General features: G+C 45.9%; 20 protein-coding genes and 2 tRNA genes. 15 read left to right on the top strand and 7 right to left on the bottom strand.

Features of this window, described 5'->3' with window-relative positions:
• Positions 1 to 91: 91 nt before the first annotated feature.
• A complete protein-coding gene (locus LYZ37_RS12250) occupies positions 92 to 268 on the bottom strand; it encodes a hypothetical protein (protein WP_272785658.1) in 177 nt (58 codons plus the stop codon).
• Positions 269 to 402: 134 nt separating this feature from the next.
• Between LYZ37_RS12250 and rpsO the strand changes: the two genes are divergently transcribed.
• The 5 genes from rpsO (at position 403) to LYZ37_RS12225 (ending at position 6,099) form a co-directional block, all read left to right on the top strand.
• A complete protein-coding gene (gene rpsO / locus LYZ37_RS12245; RefSeq protein WP_004745010.1) occupies positions 403 to 672 on the top strand; it encodes a 30S ribosomal protein S15 in 270 nt (89 codons plus the stop codon).
• 329 nt (positions 673 to 1,001) lie between these two features.
• Positions 1,002 to 3,134 carry a polyribonucleotide nucleotidyltransferase gene (gene pnp / locus LYZ37_RS12240; protein ID WP_171323139.1) on the top strand — a complete coding sequence of 711 codons (2,133 nt, stop codon included), beginning with the start codon at positions 1,002 to 1,004 and terminating at the stop codon, positions 3,132 to 3,134.
• A gap of 133 nt (positions 3,135 to 3,267) precedes the next feature.
• Positions 3,268 to 4,197, top strand: coding sequence for a lipoprotein NlpI (nlpI, locus tag LYZ37_RS12235; protein WP_272785657.1), 930 nt, complete (start codon positions 3,268 to 3,270; stop codon positions 4,195 to 4,197).
• A gap of 108 nt (positions 4,198 to 4,305) precedes the next feature.
• On the top strand, positions 4,306 to 4,716 hold the full coding sequence (locus LYZ37_RS12230; RefSeq protein ID WP_272785656.1) for a MarR family winged helix-turn-helix transcriptional regulator: 411 nt from the start codon (positions 4,306 to 4,308) through the stop codon (positions 4,714 to 4,716).
• Between the two features lie 45 nt (positions 4,717 to 4,761).
• Complete coding sequence (locus LYZ37_RS12225) at positions 4,762 to 6,099, top strand: MATE family efflux transporter (protein WP_272785655.1); 1,338 nt, start codon at positions 4,762 to 4,764, stop codon at positions 6,097 to 6,099.
• Positions 6,100 to 6,148: 49 nt separating this feature from the next.
• Here the strand turns inward: LYZ37_RS12225 and LYZ37_RS12220 are convergent, their stop codons facing one another.
• The 3 genes from LYZ37_RS12220 to LYZ37_RS12210 all read right to left on the bottom strand — a co-directional run bounded on the left by LYZ37_RS12220 (position 6,149) and on the right by LYZ37_RS12210 (position 10,232).
• On the bottom strand, positions 6,149 to 7,027 hold the full coding sequence (locus tag LYZ37_RS12220; RefSeq protein WP_272785654.1) for a U32 family peptidase: 879 nt from the start codon (positions 7,025 to 7,027) through the stop codon (positions 6,149 to 6,151).
• A gap of 34 nt (positions 7,028 to 7,061) precedes the next feature.
• Positions 7,062 to 8,075 (bottom strand): ubiquinone anaerobic biosynthesis protein UbiU, encoded by a 1,014-nt coding sequence (ubiU, locus tag LYZ37_RS12215; RefSeq protein WP_171323131.1) that lies wholly within the window; start codon positions 8,073 to 8,075, stop codon positions 7,062 to 7,064.
• Positions 8,076 to 8,192: 117 nt separating this feature from the next.
• Positions 8,193 to 10,232 (bottom strand): sensor domain-containing protein, encoded by a 2,040-nt coding sequence (locus LYZ37_RS12210; RefSeq protein ID WP_272785653.1) that lies wholly within the window; start codon positions 10,230 to 10,232, stop codon positions 8,193 to 8,195.
• 195 nt (positions 10,233 to 10,427) lie between these two features.
• Here LYZ37_RS12210 and ubiT point away from each other — a divergent pair, with 195 nt between their 5' ends.
• The 10 genes from ubiT (at position 10,428) to truB (ending at position 18,612) form a co-directional block, all read left to right on the top strand.
• Positions 10,428 to 10,955 carry a ubiquinone anaerobic biosynthesis accessory factor UbiT gene (ubiT, locus tag LYZ37_RS12205; protein WP_239850910.1) on the top strand — a complete coding sequence of 176 codons (528 nt, stop codon included), beginning with the start codon at positions 10,428 to 10,430 and terminating at the stop codon, positions 10,953 to 10,955.
• Positions 10,939 to 11,442 (top strand): GNAT family N-acetyltransferase, encoded by a 504-nt coding sequence (locus LYZ37_RS12200; protein ID WP_272785652.1) that lies wholly within the window; start codon positions 10,939 to 10,941, stop codon positions 11,440 to 11,442. Before ubiT ends, LYZ37_RS12200 begins: the two co-directional genes overlap by 17 nt.
• A 223-nt stretch (positions 11,443 to 11,665) precedes the next feature.
• Entirely contained in the window at positions 11,666 to 11,998 is a 333-nt protein-coding gene (gene secG / locus LYZ37_RS12195) for a preprotein translocase subunit SecG (protein ID WP_171323123.1), read from the top strand.
• Positions 11,999 to 12,029: 31 nt separating this feature from the next.
• Positions 12,030 to 12,113: transfer RNA gene (locus tag LYZ37_RS12190), tRNA-Leu, on the top strand.
• A gap of 56 nt (positions 12,114 to 12,169) precedes the next feature.
• Positions 12,170 to 12,246, top strand: a tRNA-Met gene (locus tag LYZ37_RS12185).
• Between the two features lie 221 nt (positions 12,247 to 12,467).
• Complete coding sequence (gene rimP / locus LYZ37_RS12180; RefSeq protein WP_004744998.1) at positions 12,468 to 12,923, top strand: ribosome maturation factor RimP; 456 nt, start codon at positions 12,468 to 12,470, stop codon at positions 12,921 to 12,923.
• 24 nt (positions 12,924 to 12,947) lie between these two features.
• The gene (gene nusA / locus LYZ37_RS12175) at positions 12,948 to 14,435 is read left to right on the top strand and encodes a transcription termination factor NusA (RefSeq protein WP_171323121.1); all 1,488 of its coding nucleotides are present in this window, start codon (positions 12,948 to 12,950) and stop codon (positions 14,433 to 14,435) included.
• Between the two features lie 20 nt (positions 14,436 to 14,455).
• The gene (gene infB / locus LYZ37_RS12170; RefSeq protein WP_272785651.1) at positions 14,456 to 17,143 is read left to right on the top strand and encodes a translation initiation factor IF-2; all 2,688 of its coding nucleotides are present in this window, start codon (positions 14,456 to 14,458) and stop codon (positions 17,141 to 17,143) included.
• Positions 17,144 to 17,257: 114 nt separating this feature from the next.
• Positions 17,258 to 17,665: a 30S ribosome-binding factor RbfA gene (gene rbfA, locus LYZ37_RS12165; protein WP_005472794.1), complete on the top strand. Its 408-nt coding sequence runs from the start codon at positions 17,258 to 17,260 to the stop codon at positions 17,663 to 17,665.
• Positions 17,665 to 18,612 (top strand): tRNA pseudouridine(55) synthase TruB, encoded by a 948-nt coding sequence (gene truB, locus LYZ37_RS12160; protein ID WP_272785650.1) that lies wholly within the window; start codon positions 17,665 to 17,667, stop codon positions 18,610 to 18,612. Before rbfA ends, truB begins: the two co-directional genes overlap by 1 nt.
• Before the next feature lie 158 nt (positions 18,613 to 18,770).
• Here the strand turns inward: truB and LYZ37_RS12155 are convergent, their stop codons facing one another.
• The 3 genes from LYZ37_RS12155 to gltB form a co-directional block, all read right to left on the bottom strand.
• The gene (locus LYZ37_RS12155) at positions 18,771 to 19,199 is read right to left on the bottom strand and encodes a DUF1499 domain-containing protein (protein ID WP_272785649.1); all 429 of its coding nucleotides are present in this window, start codon (positions 19,197 to 19,199) and stop codon (positions 18,771 to 18,773) included.
• A gap of 95 nt (positions 19,200 to 19,294) precedes the next feature.
• The gene (locus LYZ37_RS12150; RefSeq protein ID WP_272785648.1) at positions 19,295 to 20,707 is read right to left on the bottom strand and encodes an FAD-dependent oxidoreductase; all 1,413 of its coding nucleotides are present in this window, start codon (positions 20,705 to 20,707) and stop codon (positions 19,295 to 19,297) included.
• Between the two features lie 21 nt (positions 20,708 to 20,728).
• Positions 20,729 to 25,192 (bottom strand): glutamate synthase large subunit, encoded by a 4,464-nt coding sequence (gltB, locus tag LYZ37_RS12145; protein WP_272785647.1) that lies wholly within the window; start codon positions 25,190 to 25,192, stop codon positions 20,729 to 20,731.
• Between the last annotated feature and the right edge of the window lie 109 nt (positions 25,193 to 25,301).

Raw genomic sequence — 25,301 nt, 5'->3', positions numbered from 1 at the left:
AAACGGGATCGGGCTTCGCCCTACGAGAGGTGACTGTTGAGGCTAAGTTGATAGAGCCGATGGCTTAGAAGGTGTTGACAGAACTTCTCTCCTAGAAAATACAATCCTCCAGTTTTCCAGTTTTCCAGTTTTCCAGTTTTCCAGTTTTCCAGTTTTCCAGTTTTCCAGTTTTCCAGTTTTCCAGTTTTCCAGTTTTCCAGTTTTCCAGTTTTCCAGTTTTCCAGTTCTCCGTAGGACGCAGTCCGTTCCCGCCTCCCAACTCCTGCATCCGCTTCTCAAGCGAAGCGCACAAATACCTATTGCTTAACCTGTGTACATCCCCTATAATTCGCGCTTCTCGTGTCGGCTGAATCAGAGATTGGCTGGCACAAATATCAACCTACTCTTATTTAGGAGAGAATTATGTCTCTGAATGCAGAAACTAAAGCAGCAATCGTTGCAGAATACGCGCGCTCTGAAGGCGATACTGGTTCACCAGAAGTACAAGTAGCTCTACTGACTGCTTCTATCAACCACCTACAAGGTCACTTCAAAGCTCACAAAGGCGATCACCACAGCCGTCGTGGTCTTCTACGCATGGTTTCTAGCCGTCGTAAGCTTCTTGACTACCTGAAAGGCAAAAACCTTTCTCGTTACCAAGACCTAATCAAGCGTCTAGGCCTACGTCGCTAATCAGCGGCTGCATAGAACAGTTTGTCGAAAAAGGGGCTTTTAGCCCCTTTTTTGTTGCCCGTTAGTTATTTTGGTTGCTATAGCTTAGCCAAACCGAATTAATCCCGCTATACTACGGCGGCCGATATCTATCGGCATTTTCTATTTGCTCATTGCATTACAATTACATCGTATGCAGTTATAGAATTTAGTTTCTAGCTTCTCGTTTGATTCCGGTCGTAAGTGGTCGATTGGGAGCTACAAACTAAACTCTAGACTGTTTAAGCATGTAATGCCTTGGGCTAACACAATTGCTCTTATTAAACAGAGCTATCCCAAAAGGAATAACAATGTTCGAAAAACCAGTTGTTAAAACGTTCCAGTACGGTAACCACACAGTTACTCTAGAGACTGGCGTTATCGCACGTCAAGCTACGGCTGCAGTAATGGTTACTATGGACGATACAGCAGTATTCGTTTCTGTAGTGGGTAAAAAAGAAGCGGTAGAAGGTCAAGACTTCTTCCCTCTAACGGTTAACTACCAAGAGCGTACTTACGCAGCGGGTAAAATCCCTGGTGGTTTCTTCAAGCGTGAAGGCCGTCCTTCTGAAGGTGAGACGCTAACGGCTCGTCTAATCGACCGTCCAATCCGTCCTCTATTCCCAGATGCATTCAAAAACGAAGTACAAGTTATCGCAACTGTAGTATCTGTGAACCCAGACGTACAGCCAGATATCCCAACAATGATCGGTACTTCAGCAGCACTTGCTATCTCTGGTATCCCGTTCAACGGTCCTATCGGTGCAGCGCGCGTTGGTCACATTGACGGTCAACTTGTTCTTAACCCAAGCAACACTGAGCTAGAAACATCTAAGCTAGACCTAGTTGTTGCAGGTACTGAATCAGCAGTACTTATGGTTGAGTCAGAAGCGGACAACCTAACTGAAGAAGAGATGCTATCTGCGGTAGTATTTGGTCACGATCAACAGCAAGCTGTTATCAATGCAATCAACGAATTCAAAGCTGAAGTTGCTACTCCTGCTTGGGATTGGGTTGCTCCTGAAGAGAACACTGCGCTTGTAAACAAGATTGCTGAGCTAGCAGAAGCGAAACTTGTTGAAGCTTACCAAATCACTGAGAAGATGGCTCGTTACGACCGCATCCACGAGATCGCTGGTGAAGTAAACGAAGTACTGCTTGCTGAAGATCCAGAAGCAAACACCAAAGAAATCCACACTATCTTCCACGATCTAGAGAAGACAGTGGTACGTCGCAGCATCATCGCTGGTAACCCACGTATCGATGGTCGTGAAAAAGATATGGTTCGTGCGCTAGACGTACGTACTGGTGTTCTTCCACGTACTCACGGTTCATCACTATTTACTCGTGGTGAAACTCAGGCTCTAGTAACTGCGACTCTAGGTACGCAGCGCGATGCTCAAATCATCGATGAGCTAACAGGTGAGCGTAAAGATCACTTCCTACTACACTACAACTTCCCTCCATACTGTGTTGGTGAAACAGGTTTTGTTGGTTCTCCTAAGCGCCGTGAAATCGGCCACGGTAAACTCGCTAAGCGTGGTATTGCTGCAGTAATGCCTTCTGTTGATGAGTTCCCATACACAGTACGTGTTGTATCGGAAATCACAGAATCTAACGGTTCTTCTTCAATGGCTTCTGTATGTGGTACTTCTCTAGCACTTATGGACGCTGGCGTGCCAATCAAGTCTTCTGTTGCGGGTATCGCAATGGGTCTTGTTAAAGAAGGCGACGATTTCGTTGTTCTTTCTGACATCCTTGGTGACGAAGACCACCTAGGTGACATGGACTTTAAAGTAGCAGGTACTAACACTGGTATCACTGCACTTCAGATGGATATCAAGATCGAAGGCATCACTAAAGAGATCATGCAAATTGCTCTTAACCAAGCGCAAGGTGCACGTAAGCACATCCTATCTGTAATGGATGAAGCTATCTCTGGTGCTCGTGAAGATATCTCTGAGTTCGCTCCGCGTATTCATACAATGAAGATCAGCGCTGAGAAGATCAAAGACGTTATCGGTAAAGGTGGTGCAGTTATCCGTGCTCTAACTGAAGAGACAGGTACTACTATCGAAATCGAAGACGACGGTACAATCAAGATTGCTGCAACTGAAGGTACAGCTGCGAAAGAAGCAATTCGTCGTATCGAAGAGATCACTGCAGAAGTTGAAGTAGGTCGCATCTACACAGGTAAAGTAGCGCGTCTAGCAGACTTCGGTGCATTCGTAACTATCCTGCCAGGTAAAGATGGTCTAGTACACATCTCACAAATCGCTGACAAGCGTGTTGAGAAAGTGTCTGACTACCTAGCTGAAGGTCAAGAAGTTCAAGTAAAAGTTCTTGAGATTGACCGTCAAGGCCGCGTACGTCTAAGCATGAAAGAAGCAGTTGAAAAGACTGAAGAAGCAGCTTCAGAAGAGAAGCCAGCAACTGACGCATAATGCGATTTAAGTAAATAGGCAGGTTCTGCGAATTAGCCTATTTTGCTAAAAGCATGTTATAAAGGGAGCATTAGGCTCCCTTTTTTTATGCGGAAGACGCTAGGTAGCAGCCTAGCAACAGGAGTATTTATTTGTGAAATGGTTTCAAACCGCAACGCTTAGCCTGGCCTTGTTAGTGACAGCAGGCTGTGCATCAACATCGAACCAACAAGCTGAGTGGGTGCTGCCGCCTATGGTAGAAGCGCTTCAACCTAGCTTGCAGCAAGAGGTTCAGATCGCACGTTTAAGCCAACTTCTTGGCAGAACAGATCTACCCAATGAAACACGCGCGAAAATACTCTACGAACGTGGCAACTACTATGACAGCGTAGGTTTACGCAATCTAGCGAGATTAGACTACGAACAGTCTCTTGCTATTTATCCAGCGCAAGCGGATCTGTTCAACTTACTGGGTGTCTACTTTACTGAAAAGCGCAATTTCGATGCAGCTTACGATGCCTTTGATTCGGCTTTAGAGTTGGCACCAGATAATAGTTATGCGGCACGTAACAGAGCCATTGCGCTCTATTATGGTGGTCGTTTTGATCTCGCTTTAGAAGAGATGCAGCAGCATTATAATCAAGAACCGAGTGATCCATTCAGCGCGTTGTGGCTCTACATTATTAAGTCAGAGATATCACCGGAAATCGCTAGGCAAGAGCTTGAGCAGAGTTACCAAAACCGCAATGACAAGTGGGGTTGGATTATGGTCGCGATTACTTTGGGTGAGATTTCTGAAAAGCAAGCATTCAAAGCGATTGTCGAAAGCACACGCGATAAAGTCGTACTTGCCCAACACCTGACGGAAGCTTACTTCTATCTAGGCAAGCGTTACCAAGAAAGCGACTCAGAGCAAGATATTGCTAAAGCGATTTCATTCTACCGTCTTGCTATCTCGTTCAACGTTTTTGAGTATGTCGAGCACAGATACGCAATACTAGAGCTGACTAATATCTATGAAGACCTGCAAGCGCAGGTCATTGCAAGGGCAAAAGCAAAGCAAGCCGCAAGTCCAACTCAATAGGGCCGACACTCCTTGGTACAGAAAAGCGCTGATTTCAGCGCTTTTTTATTGCTTGTTAACCAATCTGTCGCTAATATTGTTAGCTTGGCTAACTAAATGAGTTTACCTATGAATTTAGAAACCAGCTTAATAGAGTTAGAGCGCTTTTGTTCCAAAGCATGGCGCGTCTATGCGAAAGAAGATCCCTTGTCGCTGTTGAGCTTTAATGAGTTTGATTATTTACGAGTCGTCCAAGCGTTTCCTGAAGGGGTACGGATCACGGACTTAGCCAGCGAAATGAAAGTGACCAAGCCTTCTGCTTCAAATATGGTCGTACGACTAGAGAAGAAAGGATTGGTAGAACGCATCTCGTGTAATGAAGATGCGCGTTCAAAGAAAGTGGTGCTAACAGAAAATGCGATGAATGCTATGTCGCTAGAAAAGGTCGTCTATAAAGAAGTTGCGCAGACGATGCATGCAAAGTTATCCGATCAAGAAGCGGCACAGCTAATTAGCTTGTTAAACAAAACACTGTCGTAATACATTTAACTATTTAGTTAGCCTTGCTAACTAGAGTAACAATACATGCAAACATCCATTTATAAACAGTTTTGGAAGTATACCATCCCAACCGTGGCAGCGATGCTAGTCAATGGTTTGTATCAAGTGGTGGATGGAATATTTATTGGACGCTATGTAGGAGCCGATGGTTTAGCGGGTATTAATGTCGCTTGGCCAGTTATCGGTTCGATTCTTGGCATTGGTATGCTATTGGGAGTTGGCACTGGTGCACTCGCTTCAATACGCCAAGGGGCGAAAGACAACCTTGCGGCTAAGCATATCTTGGCTACTGGGTTAATGTTGCTATTGGTTTTGACCCCAGTAGTCTCTGGTGTGCTCTATTTCTTCTCAGAGTACTTTCTGATTTGGCAAGGAGCGGAAGGGCGAGTCTTTGATCTTGGCATGCAGTACCTTGATATTTTGATAGGTGCGAGCGTATTTACTTTAGGCTCAATTGCGATGCCGTTTTTGCTGCGTAACGATGACAGCCCCAATATTGCCACGCTGCTAATGGTGATCGGTGCGGTAATTAATATCGCTCTCGATTACTTGATGATTGCAGTCTGGGATTGGGAATTAACCGGAGCGGCTTTGGCGACTGCAATTGCGCAGGCAGTAGTTACTTTGCTTGGTTTGGCTTATTTCTTTTCCAATAGGGCGAAGCTAAAGCTAACAGTTAGAGATCTACGTTTAAAAATAACGGTTGTGCCGAAAATCTTTGCGATCGGTCTACCGAGCTTCTTTATGTATGCGTATGGCTCTGTGATGGTGGCACTGCACAACAACCTATTTGCTCAGTATGGTGACGTGCTGATCATTGGTGCTTACGCAATCTTGGGTTACATCATTACGGTCTACTATCTTACTGCGGAAGGTATTGCTAATGGCATGCAGCCGTTAGTCAGTTATAACCATGGAGCTAATAATCAAGAGAATATTAGCAAGTTGCTTAAAGTTGCAATGACTACCGCTATTGTTGTCGGGATAGCATTTGTCGCTGTACTCAACTTATTCCCACGCGAGTTTGTGTCGGTGTTTAATGCGACCGATACGCAACTCATCGAGAATACTGTGTTGGGTATTCGCTTACATATTTTCTCGCTATTCTTGGATGGTTTCTTAGTGGTGGCTGCTGCGTATTACCAAGCTGTTGATAAGGGAAGCAAAGCCTTGTTTGTTACCATCGGAAACATGTTAGTGCAATTGCCTTTCCTTTACATCATGCCGAAGTTTTTTGGTGTTCCCGGTATCTGGCTTGCTTTCCCACTGTCCAATATTGCACTGAGTGTGGTCGTTATTGTGATTCTGATGAGAGACCTACGTCGTTATCGGACTCACCAAACGGAACAAGCGATTGCTTAATAGAAAAGGGCTCAGTTGAGCCCTTTGTAGTATTTGTGACAACAGAGAACTAGAGAGTTTTCACTTCTAAACCGGCTAGTTGGTGCCAGTAGCCATTACACTGTCTGCTTTCTATTTGGCTAGGGCTGGCTCCTTGCTCATTCGCTCGGAATTTATCTACTTGTGAGAAAGTATCAAGACCCAGTGGGCTTAAGCGAACTACATCAACCAATCCTTGCATGCTTGGTAAATCATTAATGAGGTTGTAACAGTAGCCTGACTGAGTCTGGATACCATTGAGATTAAACACCTCTTGTCCTTCTTGGCTGCTTACCTGAATGCCCGTTGGATATTTGATACAGCAAGTCTCGCAATCATCCTTGGCCTTATTTTCTGCACGGGCAGTGAAGCAGCGCGCAGAGTAGGCAAGGGGGAGATAACCGTGGCTGAATACCTCGACTTCAAACTTACCTTTAATACCGATCTCATCACATTGGTTAAGCACATTACCTAGCCACTCACGAGATAGCTCTACCGGCATACACCAACGAGTCATGCCTTGTTTTAAGAACAAGTTTAAGGTGTGCGCATTGTAGGTATTCACGGCAGGGCCGACAACGAAAGGCACTTTACGCTCAGAGGCAAGTTGAATCGCAGAGACATCGTTGGCTTCAATAGCGAAGTCACCATTGTCGATGTACTTCTTCATTACGTTGACTTCACTTGGTGCTTCGAGCAATGCCATTGTCGACAACACGACTTGCTTACCAGTCTTGCTGAGCTCCTTTGCTATCTCAAACCAGTGCGCTGGTTTCATCTCGCGGCGTTTTGAACAGACACTCTCACCCAGATAGATAATATCTGCCGAGCTGGTTTTCGCTTGCTCATAAAACGCTTCGACATCTTGCTTTGGCCAGAAGTAGAGTAGCGGGCCGAGTGCATATTTCATGTTGTTTTCCATTGTTCTTTCTACAAGTAAAGCTCTACTGCCATTTACGGTGGTATGCGCCAAGTGTGGTTTGCGTACCTTCTGATACATTAGCGAGTGTTGCATTCCAGCTTGGCTCTACTTGATAGCCCTCTGGGTTTGCCAAGTAACGGTCGATTGCGGCTCGCCAAGTGCGGGTCACTTGCTCAACGTAAGCTGGGCTGCGTTGGCGACCTTCAATCTTGACGGAGGCAACATTAGCGGCAAAGAGTTCGGGCAGCATAGATAGCGTATTCAAGCTGGTCGGCTCTTCCAGTGCATGATAAGCCTTAGTTTGCTCATCCAAGTCCGCCGTGAATCGCCCTTTACATAAAGTAGGGTAGCCCGCATTTTCACCTTCACTGTAGCGATCAATCAGGATGTCATTAAGACGAGATTCGAGGCCATTTTCCGTTTCTTGCCAGCGAACGTATTTAGCCGGAGAGCAAGCACCTACGGTATTAGGGGATTCACCTGTCATGTACGATGACAGATAACAGCGGCCTTCCGACATGATACACAGGCTGCCAAAAGCGAATACTTCTAGCTCAACGTCACTGGTGATGTTGCGTGATAGCTGCTTTACCTGATGAATGGAAAGAACACGCGGCAGCACAACACGCTTTACATTGAAATTCTGTTTGTAGAAATCAATGGCGGCGACATTGGTTGCTGAGGCTTGCACTGATAAATGAAGTTCAAGCTGTGGGTATTTTCGCGCGGCATATTCCAGTACGGCAATGTCTGCCACGATCAAAGCATCTACACCACTTTGCGCCGCGCGGTCGACTGCTTCTGTCCAGCGTTCGAATCCATCAGGATGAGCAAAGGTGTTTAAGGCAACGTGAATTTTCTTGTTGTTGTCGTGAACGTATTGAACGGCTTTTTCGAGTTTCTTACCCGTGAAGTTCAAACCAGCGAAGTGGCGGGCATTGGTGTCATCTTTAAATCCGATGTACACCGCATCAGCACCACAATCAATCGCCGTTTTTAAGGCAGGTAAGTTACCTGCTGGGCATAGGAGTTCCATTGCTCGCACCATGACTGTCTGTTCTATATTTGCTGAGCATTTTATGAAGAAATATGAACGGCAAATTTGATATACAGCAGGTTTGCGTGACTTTCTGGCCTAATTACTCAAATAGGGTTAGTTTTTGTGGCGGCGATTTTGCGCAAACAACTCTTCAACCTCTTGTCTAGGCTGAGGACGGTAGAAATGGAAACCCTGAATAGAGTTACAGTTAAGGTTAGACAGTAGGGTGGCTTGCTGCTGAGTTTCGACACCTTCAGCAACCACTGTAAGGTCGAGTGACTTACCAAGGTTGATGATGTTCTCGATAACAGTGATCTGTTTAGGAAGCGTATCAATATCAGAGATAAACGCACGGTCGATTTTAAGCTCATCAATAGGGAAGCGAGCTAAGTAGGAAAGCGAGGAGTAGCCTGTCCCGAAGTCATCGATTGACAATGCAAAGCCGAGCTTCTTAATTGCGTTTAGCATTTGAACGGTATGTTCGCTGTCACTCATGACCGCACTTTCTGTCAGTTCGAAAGTGATGCAACTTGGGTCAAGTTCGGTGGTACGTAGCAGCTTTTCCATATAGTCGATAAGCTTTGGGTTACCGAACTGTTCTGGAGACAAGTTGATTGCCACACGCCCAGGTAAGATACCTTGTAGCTTCCAGCGCTTAACCGTGCTAAATACATCACGCATTACCACGCGACCTAAGTGCTCAATCAAGCCTGCTCGTTCAGCTACCGGAATGAAAGCGCCAGGGCTGATATAGCCTTCGACTGGGTGCTTCCAACGGATCAGGGCTTCAGCGCCGTTGATGCTAAAATCACGAGCATTAACTTTTGGTTGATACCAAACTTCAAGGCCATTTTGCTGCAATGCTTTTTGCAGCTCGATTTCCAGCCACAGACGCATGCGTGCTTCTTTGTTCATCTGATCATTGAATTTAATCAGACGGTTACGACCGCGATCTTTCGCTTCATACATGGCCGTGTCGGCATTCTGCAGCAAAATGCGTGCGTCATTGCCATCTCCCGGATAAGCCACACTACCAATTGAACACGCTAAGCGTTTGCTAAAGTGGTGTAGATCAAAGGGCTGATTAATCAGAGAGATAATTCGCTCAGACAGCATTTCTGCCATGCGATTGTTTTCAGGCTCAGGCAAGATAATGCCGAACTCATCGCCACCTAAATGTCCTAACACCGCTTGTTGTGGTAGCAAACGTTTCAAGCGCGAAGAGACTTCTTTAATCACTTTGTCGCCAATATGGTGACCTAATGAGTCATTGATATTTTTGAAGTTATCAATGTCGAGGTAGAGCATGATTAAAGGGGTTTCGTTGTGGATCAGTTGTTCCAAACGCTTGGTAAAGCCAAATCGGTTGTACAACCCTGTTAACGAATCAAGGTGGATATCTTCCTGTTTATTGGTTGCAAGCGTAGTCGGCGTTGCTTCCGCATCATGAATCAATATCAACTGTGAATCGCTACCCAGAATCATGGCAGCATCTGCTTGAAGTTGAACCTTACGCTCAAAGCCACAGCGAGGACTCGTTAAACAAGTCAGTGGCGTTTCTCCAAGCATACTGGCTAACGATTCAGAAAAGACGGTCTTGGTTTTCTCGTCAACAAACAAGCGCGATAGGCTTTCACCTAACACATCTTGAATCGAATCAAAGCCCAGTAATCGCAAGGCGGATGGGTTAGCTGACAGAATACAATCATCTTCAACCAGAAAGATTCCTTCTGGCAATAAGCTAGTCAGTGTTGAAAATTTGCCTTCCGATTCCTCAAGAGAGCGAATCAGAATTTGTTTTTCAGAGGTATCAAGAGCGTGGAAAATGACATGTTCAATCTTGCCTTCGTTTTCGATAGGCGAGATGTTGAAATGGAGGCTCGTCTCTAGGTCGAGATCGCCCATGCTCATTTCCGCTTCGATGGATTCGCCTTTAAAGGCTCTATCGTAGTAGGGCTTGAGGTGGTCATAAAACTGCTGCCCCATGATCTGGCTGTCGCACATACCAACAAGTTCAGTCGGAGTTAGCCCTGCGATATCGCAATAGCGGCCATTAACCATTGCATAGTTATGCTGGTTATCCAAAATGGCGAAAAAAAACGGACTATTGGCCGTAATTTTTGTAAACCAGTGCTGTAATTGTTGCGATAGCATCAAGTTTTTTCCGACTCTCCAAAGAGCAACTATCCACGAAGTAGTGAATTTGAGTGATGTATTAACTATAACTGTCCTTGCCCAGACTTTAAAGAGTTAAGGCTTAGCGTAGATTCTTTGATAAATAACAGGAATCTCTAGTTAAACATCCTTTATGATGAGTAATTCTAGCTAACAAAGTAACGGATATCTCGCGTGATTAACAAGATTCGCACTCAACTAGTTCAAAATGCCGCATCAATTTTGCGATCTCCAGTCCACTTCTTACCTCAAACTGTTCAAAAAAAAGCCTTGCTTGAAGGGCTTAAAACTGTTTTTAAAGAAGCACTTGAGGATGGCGACTTTGAATTTCTCGAAGATAAGTGGTTAAAAGTTGAGGTAAAAGATCTGCAATTAAGTTGGCTGATAAGTTATCAGGATGACCAAATTGTTGTCGCGGATAAACCAGTTAAAGAAGATGTCTTGTTTAGCGGTAACCTCAATGATCTGGTATTGATTGCCGGACGCAAAGAAGATCCAGACACTTTATTCTTTCAGCGCCGTTTGACCATCGAAGGGGATACCGAACTAGGCCTTGAAGTGAAGAACTTGATGGACAGTGTCGATCTGGAGTCTTTACCTAAGCCTCTACAAACCTTGTTAAATCAACTAGCCGATTTTGTGCAAAAAGGATTACAATCGCCTGCAACACATAATGAGGTTGTAAATGCTTATTCGAACTGAAGCGCCGGCAGACATACTTGCCATTGATCGATTACTGAAATCAACGTTTGAAACTGAAGCGGAAGCTGACTTGGTTATGAAGCTAAGAGAAAACGGTCGTCGTACCTTATCTCTGGTTGCTTGTAATGACGAAGGAGAGGTGGTTGGCTACGTTCTGTTTAGTCCAGTGACATTAGACGGCAATGACTATAATTGGCAGGGGCTTGCACCGCTAGCTGTCGATGAAAAGTATCGCAGACAAGGTCTCGCGGCTGACATGGTTAAGGAAGGGCTAGCTTCATTACGTGAGTTTGGTTACCCAGCTTGTGTTGTGTTAGGTGATCCTGCTTATTATGGCCGTTTTGGATTTGCGGATAGCGCAAATCAGCAAATGCATTGCCAATGGGAAGTCCCTCAAGGGGCATTCCAAGTCCTAGCGCTAGAAGGTAGCGAGTTTGACGGACGCTCCGGTTTGATTGAGTACAGTCCTGAATTTTCAGAGCTTTAATTTCAAATTCACCAATATAGAGTGCTTAATGTGTGGTTTTGTCCTTTTTTTGACCGCTTAGCTCTCAAGGTGTACTTTTTTGAAAAAATCTACTTGTCAGCGTAATCGGCTTTCGCTAGTATTGCTCGGCCTTCGATAAGGAGGTCGCTAGCCTTGTTCAAAAACATCAATAAAAAGTTTTCGAGCGGCGCTGGCTCAACAATTTGGAACATAGGTGGAAATCATGTTTACAGTTCTACTTGTGATTTACCTGTTGGCAGCGGTTGGTGTAATCGGCCTAGTGCTGATTCAACAAGGTAAAGGCGCAGATATGGGAGCCTCATTCGGTGCAGGCGCATCAAACACAGTGTTTGGCGCAAGCGGCTCAGGTAACTTCCTAACCCGAATGACTGCAATTTTTGCAACAGTATTTTTCATCGTCAGCTTAGTGCTAGGCAACATGTCTACACACAAAACTGAATCTCAATGGGTTGACCCTTCGCAAGGTCAAGTGATTCAGCAAGCGGATGATGCGAGTGAAATTCCAGCCCCTCAAGGCGACGAAATTCCTCAATAAGCTATTTTCTAGCTGATAAATAGAATTAGCTGCCGAGATGGTGAAATTGGTAGACACGCTAGCATGAGGTGCTAGTGCCTTAGGTGTGAGGGTTCGAGTCCCTCTCTCGGCACCATTGATTTACAAACTTGTAAAACACCTTGGAGAGCGTATAATGCTCGACAAGTCGGACGCGGGGTGGAGCAGCTTGGTAGCTCGTCGGGCTCATAACCCGAAGGTCGTCGGTTCAAATCCGGCCCCCGCAACCAAATCTCTTCTCTTTTATAGAGAGTAGATGTGGCAAGTTTGCGCAATAGAGATATTGCGAGTTAAGTGGCATCGATATCACTTAACGTATCAGGGTCCAGCAACAAAAAACCCCGACTTTTCGGGGTTTTTTGTTATCTAAATTTTCTCATTGAGAATTTAGAGCTTTGCTTGGAATTTAAATTGGGCTCTGAGCCCTTTTTTTGTTTCTGGAGTGGTTTAAATGACTGGTTTAGAAAGACAACTTACTGAAATGCTTGAAGCTCCTGTAGCGGCATCAGGTTATGAGTTAGTTGGATTAGAATTTGTTCGCGCAGGTGAACACTCAACATTACGTATCTTCATCGATCACGAGAACGGTATTAATGTTGAAGATTGTGCTGAAGTTAGCCGCCAGGTTAGCGCGGTAATGGACGTTGAAGATCCAATCACAGTGGCTTACAACCTTGAAGTGTCTTCACCAGGTTTAGAAAGACCACTATTCAAAGCTGCACACTATGAACAGTTTATTGGTCACGAGGTAAGCATCGTTTTGAAGATGGCTGTAGGCAACCGTCGCAAGTGGAAAGGTGTAATCCACTCAGTAGATGGTGAAACTATCTCAGTTACTGTTGAAGGTAACGAAGAAGAGTTTGCCCTAAGCAACATTTCAAAAGCTAACCTGATCCCTAAATTTTAATTAAAGTCTTAGAGGCTATTTAAAATGAGTAAAGAAATTTTAGCGGTAGTAGAAGCGGTATCGAACGAGAAAGCGGTACCTCGTGAGCGTATCTTTGAAGCCCTAGAAATTGCTCTAGCTACTTCTACCAAGAAGAAGCACGAAATGGAAATTGATGTTCGTGTTGAAATTGACCGTAAAACTGGCGAGTTTGAAACATTCCGCCGTTGGTTGATTGTTGAAGAAGTTGAGAGCCCAACCAAAGAAATCTCTCTAGAAGCAGCGAAATTCGAAAACGAAGAGCTGGAACTAGGTGATTACGTTGAAGACGACATCGAATCAGTAACGTTTGACCGTATTACGACTCAAACGGCTAAGCAAGTTATCGTACAGAAAGTACGTGAAGCTGAGCGCGCGCAAATCGTAGAGCAGTTCATCGACAACGAAGGTGAGCTAGTGACTGGCGTGGTTAAGAAAGTTAACCGTGAAACAGTGGTACTAGACCTAGGTAACAATGCAGAAGCGGTTATCCTACGTGACGACCAACTTCCTCGTGAAAACTTCCGTCCAGGCGACCGTGTGCGTGGCCTACTTTACAAAGTGGCACCAGAAGCACGTGGCTTCCAGCTATTCGTGACTCGCTCTAAGCCTGAAATGCTAGCAGAGCTATTCCGTGTAGAAGTACCTGAAATCGCTGAAGAGATCATCGAACTTAAAGGTGCAGCTCGCGATCCTGGTTCTCGCGCGAAAATTGCAGTTAAAACTAACGACAAGCGTATCGACCCAGTTGGTGCGTGTGTTGGTATGCGTGGTGCACGTGTACAAGCTGTTTCTGGCGAGCTTGGTGGTGAGCGTATCGATATCGTTCTTTGGGACGATAACCCAGCGCAATTTGTTATCAACGCAATGGCACCTGCTGATGTTGCTTCTATCATCGTTGATGAAGATGCAAACGCAATGGACATCGCGGTTGAAGCAGACAACCTAGCACAAGCTATCGGCCGTAACGGTCAAAACGTACGTCTTGCATCTCAACTAACGGGTTGGGAACTAAACGTAATGACAGTTGAAGATCTTCACAAGAAACACGCTGAAGAATCTCAAGCTGCAATCGAAAGCTTCATGAAGCACCTAGACATCGAAGAAGACTTTGCTCAACTGCTTGTTGAAGAAGGTTTCTCTACTCTAGAAGAAGTAGCTTACGTACCTGTAAACGAGCTTCTTGAAGTTGACGGTCTAGATGAAGATCTAGTCGAAGAACTACGTAATCGTGCTAAGAATGCACTAACGACTCTTGCTCTTGCACAAGAAGAATCTTTCGAAGGTGTAGAGCCTGCAGAAGACCTACTTGGTCTAGAAGGTCTAGAGCGCGAGATGGCATTTAAACTGGCAGCTAAAGGTGTTGCAACACTAGAAGACCTAGCTGATCAGGGTATCGATGATATCGAAGGTATTGAAGGTCTAACCGAAGAACGTGCGGGTGAGCTTATCATGGCTGCTCGTAACATTTGTTGGTTCGGCGACGACGAATAATTTCAGCAAGGAGGAAGCGGATGACACAAATTACTGTTAAGGCACTGAGTGAAGAAATTGGTACACCAGTGGACCGCTTGATTGAACAACTTGCTGACGCTGGTATGAAGAAAGCGAGTAGTGATCAAGTTACTGATGAAGAAAAGCAGAAACTTTTGACTCACCTTAAGAAAGAGCACGGTGACACTTCAGGTGACGCGGAGCCAACTCGCTTAACGCTACAGCGTAAAACTCGCAGCACACTAAGCGTTAACGCTGGTGGTGGCAAGAGTAAGGATGTTCAAGTAGAGGTGCGTAAGAAGCGCACTTATGTGAAGCGCAGCATTATCGAAGACGACGCGAAACGTGAGGCTGAGGAAGCAGCAAAGCGTGAAGCTGAAGAGCTTGCGAAGCGTGAGGCTGAAGAGCAAGCGAAACGTGAAGCTGCAGAGAAAGCAAAACGCGAGGCCGAAGAGAAAGCGAAGCAAGAAGCGGATGCAAAACGCGACGCTGAAGAAAAGGCTAAACGCGCCCAAGCTGATAAGGCTAAGAAAGACATGAATGCAAAAAATGCGGAAGCTAATACGCAAGCGAAGAAAGAAGCTGACGAGCTGAAGCGTCGTCAGGAAGAAGAAGCCCAACGTAAAGCGGAACAAGAAGCAGCTAAGCTTGTTGAAGAAGCTCGTAAACTTGCTGAAGAAAATGAAGCTCGTTGGACTGAAGAAGAGAAGAAGAAGAAAGAGCTCGAAAACTCTGACTACCATGTAACGACTTCTACTTACGCTCGTGAAGCTGAAGATGCGGCTGACCGTAAAGAAGAAGGTGGCCGTCGTAAGAAGAAGAAAAAAGCTTCTAACAACGATGACCAAAATCGTGGTGGCCGTAACCAGCGTGGCGGCAGAAACCGCAACAAAGGTAAGCTAGCTAAACCAACTTCAATGCAGCAAGGTTTCGATAAGACAGCAACAGTTGCTAAAGCTGATGTTGTAATCGGCGAAACTATCGTGGTTTCTGAACTGGCAAGCAAAATGTCAGTGAAAGGCACGGAAGTTATCAAAGTAATGATGAAGATGGGCGCAATGGCGACTATCAACCAGGTTATCGACCAAGAAACAGCACAGCTTGTTGCTGAAGAGATGGGTCACAAGGTAATCCTGCGTAAAGAGAACGAGCTAGAAGAAGCGGTACTATCAGATCGTGATAACAACGCTGAAGCAGTTCCTCGTGCTCCTGTTGTTACTATCATGGGTCACGTTGACCACGGTAAAACGTCTACGCTTGACTACATCCGTAAAGCACACGTTGCATCGGGTGAAGCGGGTGGTATTACACAGCACATTGGTGCTTACCACGTTGAAACTGACAACGGCATGATCACTTTCCTTGATACTCCTGGACACGCAGCGTTTACTGCAATGCGTGCTCGTGGTGCTCAAGCGACAGATATCGTTGTTCTAGTAGTAGCAGCAGACGATGGAGTAATGCCACAAACAATCGAAGCGATCCAGCACGCGAAAGCGGCAGGCGTTCCTCTGATTGTTGCTGTGAACAAGATCGATAAAGAAGATGCGAACCCAGATAACGTTAAGAACGAGCTAGCTCAGTACGACGTTATTCCTGAAGAGTGGGGCGGTGAGAACATGTTCGTTCACATCTCTGCGAAACAGGGTACAAACATCGACGGTCTTCTAGAAACTATCCTTCTACAATCTGAAGTTCTTGAACTAACTGCAGTTGAAGAAGGCATGGCGTCTGGTGTGGTTGTTGAATCTCGCCTAGATAAAGGCCGCGGTCCAGTTGCAACTGTACTTGTTCAGTCTGGTACGCTAAACAAAGGCGATATCGTTCTTTGTGGTCAAGAGTACGGCCGTGTTCGTGCAATGCGCGATGAGAACGGTAAAGAAGTCACTACTGCTGGTCCTTCTATCCCAGTAGAGATCCTAGGTCTTTCTGGTGTACCTGCTTCTGGTGATGAAGCAACAGTAGTACGTGATGAGCGTAAAGCACGTGAAGTAGCGAACTACCGTCAAGGTAAATTCCGTGAAGTGAAACTGGCTCGTCAGCAGAAAGCGAAACTAGAGAACATGTTCTCTAACATGGCTGCTGGTGAAGTTGCTGAACTAAACGTTGTTCTTAAGGCTGACGTACAGGGCTCTGTGGAAGCAATCTCTGACTCACTAATCAAGCTTTCAACTGATGAAGTGAAAGTGAACATCGTAGGTTCTGGTGTTGGTGGTATTACTGAAACTGATGCCGTACTAGCAGCAGCTTCTAACGCTATCATCCTAGGCTTCAACGTACGTGCTGATGCAACTGCTCGTCGTACTGTTGAAAACGAAAACCTAGACCTTCGTTACTACTCAATCATTTACCAATTGATTGATGAAGTGAAACAAGCAATGGGCGGTATGCTTGCTCCAGAATTCAAGCAAGAGATCATTGGTCTTGCTGAAGTTCGTGACGTATTTAAGTCACCGAAACTGGGCGCAATCGCAGGTTGTATGGTTACTGAAGGTACCATCAAGCGTAACAACCCTATCCGCGTACTACGTGATAACGTTGTTATCTACGAAGGTGAACTAGAGTCACTACGTCGCTTTAAAGATGACGTACAAGAAGTTAAGAACGGCTACGAATGTGGTATCGGCGTTAAGAACTACAACGATGTTCGCGTTGGTGACCAAATCGAAGTCTTCGAAATCGTTGAAGTTAAACGTACTCTAGACTAATTGACTAACATTGCTGGCTTACTTATTGATAGATAAGCAGTAATTGGTTGTTGAATACGCCATGGGGGGCTGGAATTTATCCATCCCCCCATTCTTTCTAATAAGAGAAAAGATATGTCAAAAGAATTTAGCCGCACGCAGCGTGTTGCACAGCAGCTGCAAAAAGAACTCGCAATGATCCTTCAACGCGAAGTTCGTGATTCTCGCCTAGGCATGGTGACGATTTCTGATGTGGAAGTGTCACGTGATTTAGCATACGCGAAAGTTTTCGTTACTTTCCTATGTGTTGGTGAGCAAACGCCAGAATCTTGCCTAGAAGCACTACGTGAGCATGAAGTTCATATCCGTATGATGCTAGGCAAACGCATTCGCCTACGTCTAACACCTGAAGTACGTTTCCACTACGACAATACACTTGTCGAGGGTATGCGTATGTCAAACCTAGTGTCAGAGGTAGTTAACGAAGATAAGCGTAAACAGCATGACGCTGGTCGTGAAGAAGATCAGGCAGGTGAAGAGTAATGGCTCGTCGTCGTAAAGGTCGTCCAATTAATGGTGTTGTCCTTTTAGACAAGCCAACAGGCATTTCATCTAATGATGCACTGCAGAAAGTAAAACGCATTTACTTTGCAGAGAAAGCAGGTCATACCGGTGCTCTGGATCCCCTAGCGACAGGTATGCTGCCAATCTGTCTTGGTGAAGCCACCAAGTTTTCTCAGTTCTTGTTGGATTCTGATAAACGCTACCGAGTGATCGCCAAGTTAGGGGAGCGCACGGATACTTCAGATTCTGATGGTGAAGTGGTTGAGACTCGTCCGATAGACGTGTCTCTCGACAAGCTTGAAGCCTGCATTGATAACTTCCGTGGTGAATCTGATCAAGTGCCTTCAATGTTTTCGGCATTGAAATACCAAGGTAAGCCTTTGTATGAGTATGCACGAAAAGGTATTGAAGTACCGCGTGAATCACGCAAAATTACGGTTTATGAAATTGTACTGCATCGCTTTGAAGGTGATGAAGTCGAGATGGAAGTCCACTGTTCTAAAGGCACTTACATCCGCACCATCGTTGATGATCTTGGTGAGATGCTCGGCTGTGGTGCTCATGTCACTATGCTACGTCGTACTGGGGTTGCCAAATATCCATACGAGAAAATGGTGACTCTAGAGCAACTTAATGAGCTTTTAGAGCAAGCACATCGTGACGAAGTTGCACCGAAAGAGCTACTTGATCCTCTGCTGTTACCTATGGATACCGCGGTAGAAGATTTACCAGAAGTAAACCTTAATGCAGAACTGACCAATTTGGTTCAACACGGTATGCCAGTGCAAGTATTCGGCGCACCAGAAGGCACACCGCTGCGTATGACTTCCGGTGAAGAGAAGTTGTTCATTGGTGTTGCTGAAGTGAACGATGATGGCAAGGTAGCACCAAAGCGCCTAGTTGTCTTCCGCGAAGAAGCTGAGTAACAGGCTACCGCTAGTGAAAACCTAAAACCGAAGCTTAATGCTTCGGTTTTTTTATAGCTGCGTGGCGTAATGTCTACGAATACTTGATGCAATAGCAACAAGCAGTCGTTACTCAAGCTGCGAAGTTTGCCAAGGCGTCCGGACTCTTGTGTAAGAGGCTATTTAATTAGCTTAGCCTCACTCAGAGCGGCTCTCAGTGCATCAGCGCGTTTGCGGTTAACCCCAAAATCAGAGTGACCGGTGCGAGATTCAGAGCGAACAATCAGACTGTTCCCTTCTATTCTTAATTCTAAATCATCGACGAAACGCATGATCTTACTGGTAAATTCTACTCGTAAATAATCAGCGCTTTTTTCCGCAGTTTTGGTTCTTGGCTCTTTTAGTACCACAGCTTCTATCTGATCTAAGGTCACGCCATCATTGAGTTCAAACGGCGCGAGGTTATGCTCTGGTCGAGTATCTTGTGTTGAAACGCAGTTAGGTTTGTCACCACAAGGGGAAGCTGTACGATCTTGCATCTCTTGAACTCCTTGGCTACAAGCGGTTAAACCCAATAGGGTGATTGAAAGGAGAGCGGCGTTCTTCATTTTGAATACCTTGTCTTGTTTTTATCGAATTCAATTATATGTTTTAAATGAAAAAAGGATCCAATTAATGGATCCTTTTGTGAGTTGAGTTAAGGCTATACGTCAAGGTAATCAAGTATGCCTTCAGCAGCTTTACGCCCTTCATCAATCGCAGTAACAACAAGATCAGACCCGCGCACGGCATCTCCTCCGGCAAAGATTTTCTTGTTGCTCGTCTGGAACATAAACTCTTGATCAGACGGCGCTTTAATACGTCCCCACTGATCGAGTTCTACGCCATACGGCTCTAACCAGCTCATTTGATGAGGCTGGAAACCAAATGCCATGATAACGGCATCGGCTTCCAATACATGTTCACTGCCTTCTACAGGCTCAGGGCGACGGCGCCCCGCTTCATCTGGTTCACCTAGTGCCGTTTTGACCACTTTAACACCGCTGACTTTGCCTGAACTGTCGACTTCAAGTCCTAGTGGCTGAAGGTTAAACATAAAGTTAACCCCTTCTTCTTTGGCATTTTTCACTTCGCGGCGTGAGCCCGGCATGTTGGCTTCATCACGGCGGTAAGCACAAATGACGTTATCAGCACCTTGACGAATCGATGTACGTACACAGTCCATTGCCGTATCACCACCACCAAGGACGACAACCTTTTTCCCTGCCATATCAATAAATGGCTGGTCATCTTCTAAGCTCATTACCTTATAGGTATTTGATACTAAGAAAGGTAGAGCGTCATACACACCCGGAGCATCCTCGTTGTCTAGACCCGCACGCATATTCTTGTAGGTGCCGACACCAAGGAAAACAGCGTCATACTCATCGACAAGCTCCTGCATTTGGATGTCTTTCCCCACCTCAATGTTGAGCTTGAACTCGACGCCCATTTCGCTAAAGACTCGACGACGATTCTCCATTACCCCTTTTTCCAACTTAAACGATGGAATACCGAAAGTGAGTAGACCACCGATTTCAGGGTAGCGGTCGAAAACAACTGGCTTGACGCCGTTACGAACTAAGATGTCTGCCGCTGCAAGGCCCGCTGGCCCTGCACCGATAATGGCAACCTTCTTATCTGTCCACTCGACTTTGGACATGTCTGGTTTCCAGCCCATCTCAAACGCTTTATCGGTAATGTACTTTTCAATATTACCAATCGTTACGGCACCAAAGTCGTCATTTAGGGTACAAGAGCCTTCACACAGCCTATCTTGAGGACATACTCGACCACACACTTCAGGCAAGCTGTTAGTTTGGTGAGAGAGCTCAACGGCTTCTAAGATGCGTCCTTCATTGGCGAGCTTTAGCCATTGAGGGATATAGTTGTGAACAGGACATTTCCATTCACAGTAAGGGTTACCACAATCTAGGCAGCGATCCGCTTGCGCAGTGGCTTGCTGCTTAGTAAAGGGTTCATAAATTTCGACGAACTCAATCTTACGAGTTTTAATCGGCTTTTTCGCAGGATCTACGCGTTGTACGTCGATAAATTGGTATACGTTCTGACTCATGATTCAAACATCCTCCATGAATTATTGGACTTGAACGCGCAGTTCTGCGGCACTGCGGCTTTGATGGCCTAGCAGGGTGTTTAAGTCTGCTGCTTGAGGTTTCACTAAGTAGAACTTTGGAATCCATTCATCAAAGTTCGCTAAGATATTTTCTGCGTGAGCAGATCCTGTCTCTTCTAAGTGTTCTGCAATTAAGCCACGTAAATGTTCCTGATGAATATAGAGTTCAGATAGGGCAACCGCCTCTACCGATTCTTGGTTCACGCGACCTTGGAAGTCGTCGTTTTCATCCAAGACGTAAGCAAAGCCGCCTGTCATACCAGCACCAAAGTTCACACCAGTCGCACCAAGAATGGCAACAATACCGCCTGTCATGTATTCACAAGCATTATCGCCAGCGCCTTCAATCACAGAGATGGTGCCAGAATTACGCACCCCGAAGCGCTCGCCTGCAGTACCTGCCGCAAATAGCTTGCCGCCTGTTGCGCCATACAAACAAGTGTTGCCTATGATGGTCGCCTCATTACATCTAAAGGCGGTACCTTGGTGCGGCTTGATAACAATCTTACCGCCAGCCATGCCTTTACCGACATAGTCATTAGCATCACCCGTCAGATAGAGTTCAACACCGCCCGCATTCCAGACACCAAACGACTGACCTGCCGTACCATCTAAATGGAGTTTAATCGGTATGGCAGCCATACCTTGGTTACCGTAGCGTTTGGCGATTTCACCAGAAAGGCGAGCGCCAATTGAACGGTCAGTGTTAATGACGTTATAGAAGAGGTCTGCCCCTTGCTTGGCTTCTACAGCCGCTAAAGTATCTTCAACGATCTTTTGGTTGAGTTCTGCTTTATCAAATGGAGCGTTTGGCTCGGTCCAATAAAGCGGATGGTTTTGTGGTGACACTGGTGCTTCTAGAATACTAGATAGATCGAGCTTGCTCTGTTTGGCTGTCATCCCTTCTACTGCTTCCAGTAGATCGGTACGACCAATGAGATCGGTGAGCTTTTCAACACCGAGTTCGGCTAATAGCTCGCGCACTTCATCAGCAAGACCGACAAAGTAGTTCATCACCATCTCAGGTAGACCCTTGAAGTATTCTTTACGTAAGGTGTCATCTTGTGTAGCAACGCCTGTCGCACAGTTGTTTAAGTGACAAATACGTAGGAACTTACAACCCATCGCGACCATTGGCGCGGTACCAAAACCGAAGCTTTCTGCGCCAAGAATTGCTGCTTTGACGACATCTAAGCCAGTTTTCAAGCCGCCATCAACTTGGAGGCGAATCTTGTGGCGAAGACCGTTGGCAACTAGAGCTTGCTGAGTTTCTGCTAGGCCAAGTTCCCATGGGCTACCTGCATATTTTACTGAGGTGAGTGGGCTTGCCGCCGTACCGCCGTCATAGCCAGAAATGGTAATCAAATCGGCGTAAGCCTTGGCAACCCCTGTTGCGATCGTACCGACACCAGGTTCAGAAACCAATTTCACCGATACCAGTGCACTCGGATTGACCTGCTTAAGGTCGAAGATAAGCTGAGCCAAATCCTCAATCGAATAGATATCGTGATGAGGAGGAGGGGAGATAAGGGTTACCCCTTGCACTGAATAGCGCAGTTTAGCGATTTCAGCCGTGACCTTATGCCCCGGTAACTGACCGCCTTCACCAGGCTTCGCCCCTTGTGCAACCTTGATTTGCAAGACATCAGCATTAGTTAAGTAGTGAGGTGTTACGCCAAAACGTCCTGAGGCAATCTGCTTGATACGAGAGTTACGTTCAGTACCAAAACGGCGTGGATCTTCACCACCTTCACCTGAGTTTGAGTAGCCACCCAGTCGGTTCATGGCGGCTGCCAGAGCTTCATGAGCCTCAGGGCTTAAAGCACCGATAGACATCGCTGCGGAATCAAATCGTTTGAACAGTTCAGTGCTTGGTTCGATCTGTTCCAGTGGTAGCGGGGAATCAGACTTTTTCAACTGCATGAGGTCACGCAGCATCGCGACAGGGCGATCATTGACCTGTTTGGCAAAACTCTTATAGTCGGAAGAGTCACCGGACTTAACTGCGGTTTGCAAGGTTCCTACAACATCTGGGTTGTAGGCGTGGTACTCGCCACCATGGACATATTTGAGCAATCCACCATGTTCGATAGGTTTGCGCTTCGCCCAAGCTTTGCGAGAAAGGTTGTAAAGGTCTTGCTCAAAGTCTTCAAAGTTTGCACCTTGAATTCGGGTTGTAACACCATTAAAGCACAGCTCGACAACTTCCTGACTTAGGCCGACAGCTTCAAACAACTGCGAACAACGGTATGAAGCGACCGTTGAAATGCCCATTTTAGACATAATCTTGTACAGGCCTTTGTTGATGCCGTACTGGTAGTTCTGCATCACTTCGCGATAGCTCTTATCGATCGCACCATCATCAATCACTTTGCCTAAGGCTTCATAGGCGAGATACGGGTAAACCGCGGTTGCACCAAAGCCAAGTAGAACCGCAAATTGATGCGGATCGCGCACCGTTCCTGTTTCGGCAATGATGTTAGCGTCACAGCGTAAGTTAGCCTCTATCAAGCGGCTTTGCACTGCGCCTACTGCCATCGCGGCTGGAATAGGTAACATGCCTTTGCGTAATGCTCGGTCAGAAAGAACCACGAGCACAGAGCCATCTTTTACCGCCTGCTCAGCCTGATCACAAAGATCTAAGATGGCCTTTTCGAGATCTTTCTCTTGAGGATCGTAGTTAATATCCAGTACTGAGTTGCCATAGTGTTGATCGTTTAGCTCAAGCAACTGCTTCATATCTGAATAAAGCAGAACAGGCGAATCAAAGGTAACTCGGTGGGCGTGACCATCGGTTTCACAGAAGACATTCATCTCCTGACCAATACTGGTTGCAAGCGACATCACGTGTTTTTCACGCAATGGGTCGATAGGTGGGTTAGTCACTTGAGCGAATTTTTGACGGAAGTAGTCAGTCACAAGGCGTTCTTTGGAAGAGAGCACTGCCATTGGCGTGTCATCACCCATTGAACCAACGGCTTCTTGTCCCATATCACCAAGAACGCGAAGGACCTGATCAACTTCTTCGTTGCTCATCGCAAACTGTTTTTGGTAGGTCTTAAGTTGGTCATCGTCAAAGCTACGTTCACCTACTTGATCTTCGGCTAACTGCGAGAATGGTGTAAGTTTATGAACATTACTATCCATCCACTCTTTGTATGGGTGGCGACCTTTAAGATCATTATCAATTTCGCTTGATTGCCATAGCTTGCCTTGGCGAGTATCTACCACGAGCAGTTCACCGGGACCAACACGGCCTTTTTCCGCCACTTCATCCGGTGCGTAATCCCAAATACCAACCTCTGATGCAAGAGTGATCAGCTTATCTTTGGTGATTACATAACGAGCAGGGCGTAGGCCATTTCTATCTAAGTTACATGCTGCATATCGGCCATCGGAAAGTACGATACCAGCCGGACCATCCCACGGTTCCATATGTTTCGAGTTGAAATCGTAGAAGGCGCGTAAATCAGGATCCATATCTGGGTGGTTTTGCCACGCTGGTGGAACAAGCATACGCATAGCGCGGAAGATATCCATACCACCCGCTAAGAACAGATCAAGCATATTATCTAAGCTTGATGAATCTGATCCCGTTTCATTGACGAAAGGAGCCGCCGTTTGCAGGTCGGGTAGGAGCGGCGAAGCAAATTTATAAGCACGCGCTCGCGCCCACTGCCTATTGCCTTGAATCGTATTGATCTCACCATTATGGGCGAGATACCTGAATGGCTGTGCTAGTGGCCAACGCGGTTGAGTGTTAGTAGAAAAACGCTGGTGGAACAAGCAGATAGCTGATTCCATGCGTAGGTCAGCGAGGTCTAAATAGAACCTCGGTAAATCTGCTGGCATACATAGACCTTTGTACACCATGACTTGAGTCGACAAGCTACAAATATAAAACTCGTTATCGTCAACGATCTGTTTTTCAATTCGGCGGCGAGCGATATACAGGCGTCGTTCAATGTCGCGCTCACGCCACCCGGCAGGCGCTGAGATAAAAACTTGCTGAATATTGGGCAGTGAATCAGCCGCAATTGGGCCTAACACTGCCGAGTTGGTTGGCACTTCTCGCCAACCAGAGACGGTCAATGTCTCTTTTGCAAGTTCTTGATTAATAATGTCTTTAGCTTGTTGAGCTTTAAGAGGGTCTTGATTGAAAAAAATCATACCCACGGCATATTGTTTGCCGAGGTTGAAACCATTTTCTTCAGCGATAAGACGAAGATATGAGTCGGGCTTTTGTAATAAAAGACCACAGCCATCACCCGTTTTACCGTCAGCGGCGATACCACCACGGTGGGTCATGCGGTCAAGTGCTGAAATTGCGGTGCGTACCAGTTTATGGCTTGGCTCACCTTCCATATGTGCAATCAAGCCAAATCCACAGTTGTCTTTTTCAAGACGAGGATCATATAAAGCCATTGCAATTCTCCCTTTGCTTCTCTGTCATCCCGACAGAACTACCAACATCAAAAGGGTTGGTATGTATGACTAACTATGCGTTCTAATTGTTATATATCGGATAGATATG

It is taken from the genome of Vibrio tubiashii, from assembly GCF_028551255.1.
GTDB lineage: Bacteria > Pseudomonadota > Gammaproteobacteria > Enterobacterales > Vibrionaceae > Vibrio > Vibrio tubiashii_B.
This window is presented reverse-complemented; position numbering and strand designations above follow the sequence as displayed.

Coding starts and splice junctions, on each gene's coding strand:
- LYZ37_RS12250 (WP_272785658.1), bottom strand. CDS start 268: ATGCAGGAGTTGGGAGGCGGGAACGGACTGCGTCCTACGGAGAACTGG.
- rpsO (WP_004745010.1), top strand. CDS start 403: ATGTCTCTGAATGCAGAAACTAAAGCAGCAATCGTTGCAGAATACGCG.
- pnp (WP_171323139.1), top strand. CDS start 1,002: ATGTTCGAAAAACCAGTTGTTAAAACGTTCCAGTACGGTAACCACACA.
- LYZ37_RS12230 (WP_272785656.1), top strand. CDS start 4,306: ATGAATTTAGAAACCAGCTTAATAGAGTTAGAGCGCTTTTGTTCCAAA.
- LYZ37_RS12225 (WP_272785655.1), top strand. CDS start 4,762: ATGCAAACATCCATTTATAAACAGTTTTGGAAGTATACCATCCCAACC.
- LYZ37_RS12220 (WP_272785654.1), bottom strand. CDS start 7,027: ATGAAATATGCACTCGGCCCGCTACTCTACTTCTGGCCAAAGCAAGAT.
- ubiU (WP_171323131.1), bottom strand. CDS start 8,075: ATGGAACTCCTATGCCCAGCAGGTAACTTACCTGCCTTAAAAACGGCG.
- LYZ37_RS12210 (WP_272785653.1), bottom strand. CDS start 10,232: ATGCTATCGCAACAATTACAGCACTGGTTTACAAAAATTACGGCCAAT.
- LYZ37_RS12200 (WP_272785652.1), top strand. CDS start 10,939: ATGCTTATTCGAACTGAAGCGCCGGCAGACATACTTGCCATTGATCGA.
- secG (WP_171323123.1), top strand. CDS start 11,666: ATGTTTACAGTTCTACTTGTGATTTACCTGTTGGCAGCGGTTGGTGTA.
- rimP (WP_004744998.1), top strand. CDS start 12,468: ATGACTGGTTTAGAAAGACAACTTACTGAAATGCTTGAAGCTCCTGTA.
- nusA (WP_171323121.1), top strand. CDS start 12,948: ATGAGTAAAGAAATTTTAGCGGTAGTAGAAGCGGTATCGAACGAGAAA.
- infB (WP_272785651.1), top strand. CDS start 14,456: ATGACACAAATTACTGTTAAGGCACTGAGTGAAGAAATTGGTACACCA.
- rbfA (WP_005472794.1), top strand. CDS start 17,258: ATGTCAAAAGAATTTAGCCGCACGCAGCGTGTTGCACAGCAGCTGCAA.
- truB (WP_272785650.1), top strand. CDS start 17,665: ATGGCTCGTCGTCGTAAAGGTCGTCCAATTAATGGTGTTGTCCTTTTA.
- LYZ37_RS12155 (WP_272785649.1), bottom strand. CDS start 19,199: ATGAAGAACGCCGCTCTCCTTTCAATCACCCTATTGGGTTTAACCGCT.
- LYZ37_RS12150 (WP_272785648.1), bottom strand. CDS start 20,707: ATGAGTCAGAACGTATACCAATTTATCGACGTACAACGCGTAGATCCT.
- gltB (WP_272785647.1), bottom strand. CDS start 25,192: ATGGCTTTATATGATCCTCGTCTTGAAAAAGACAACTGTGGATTTGGC.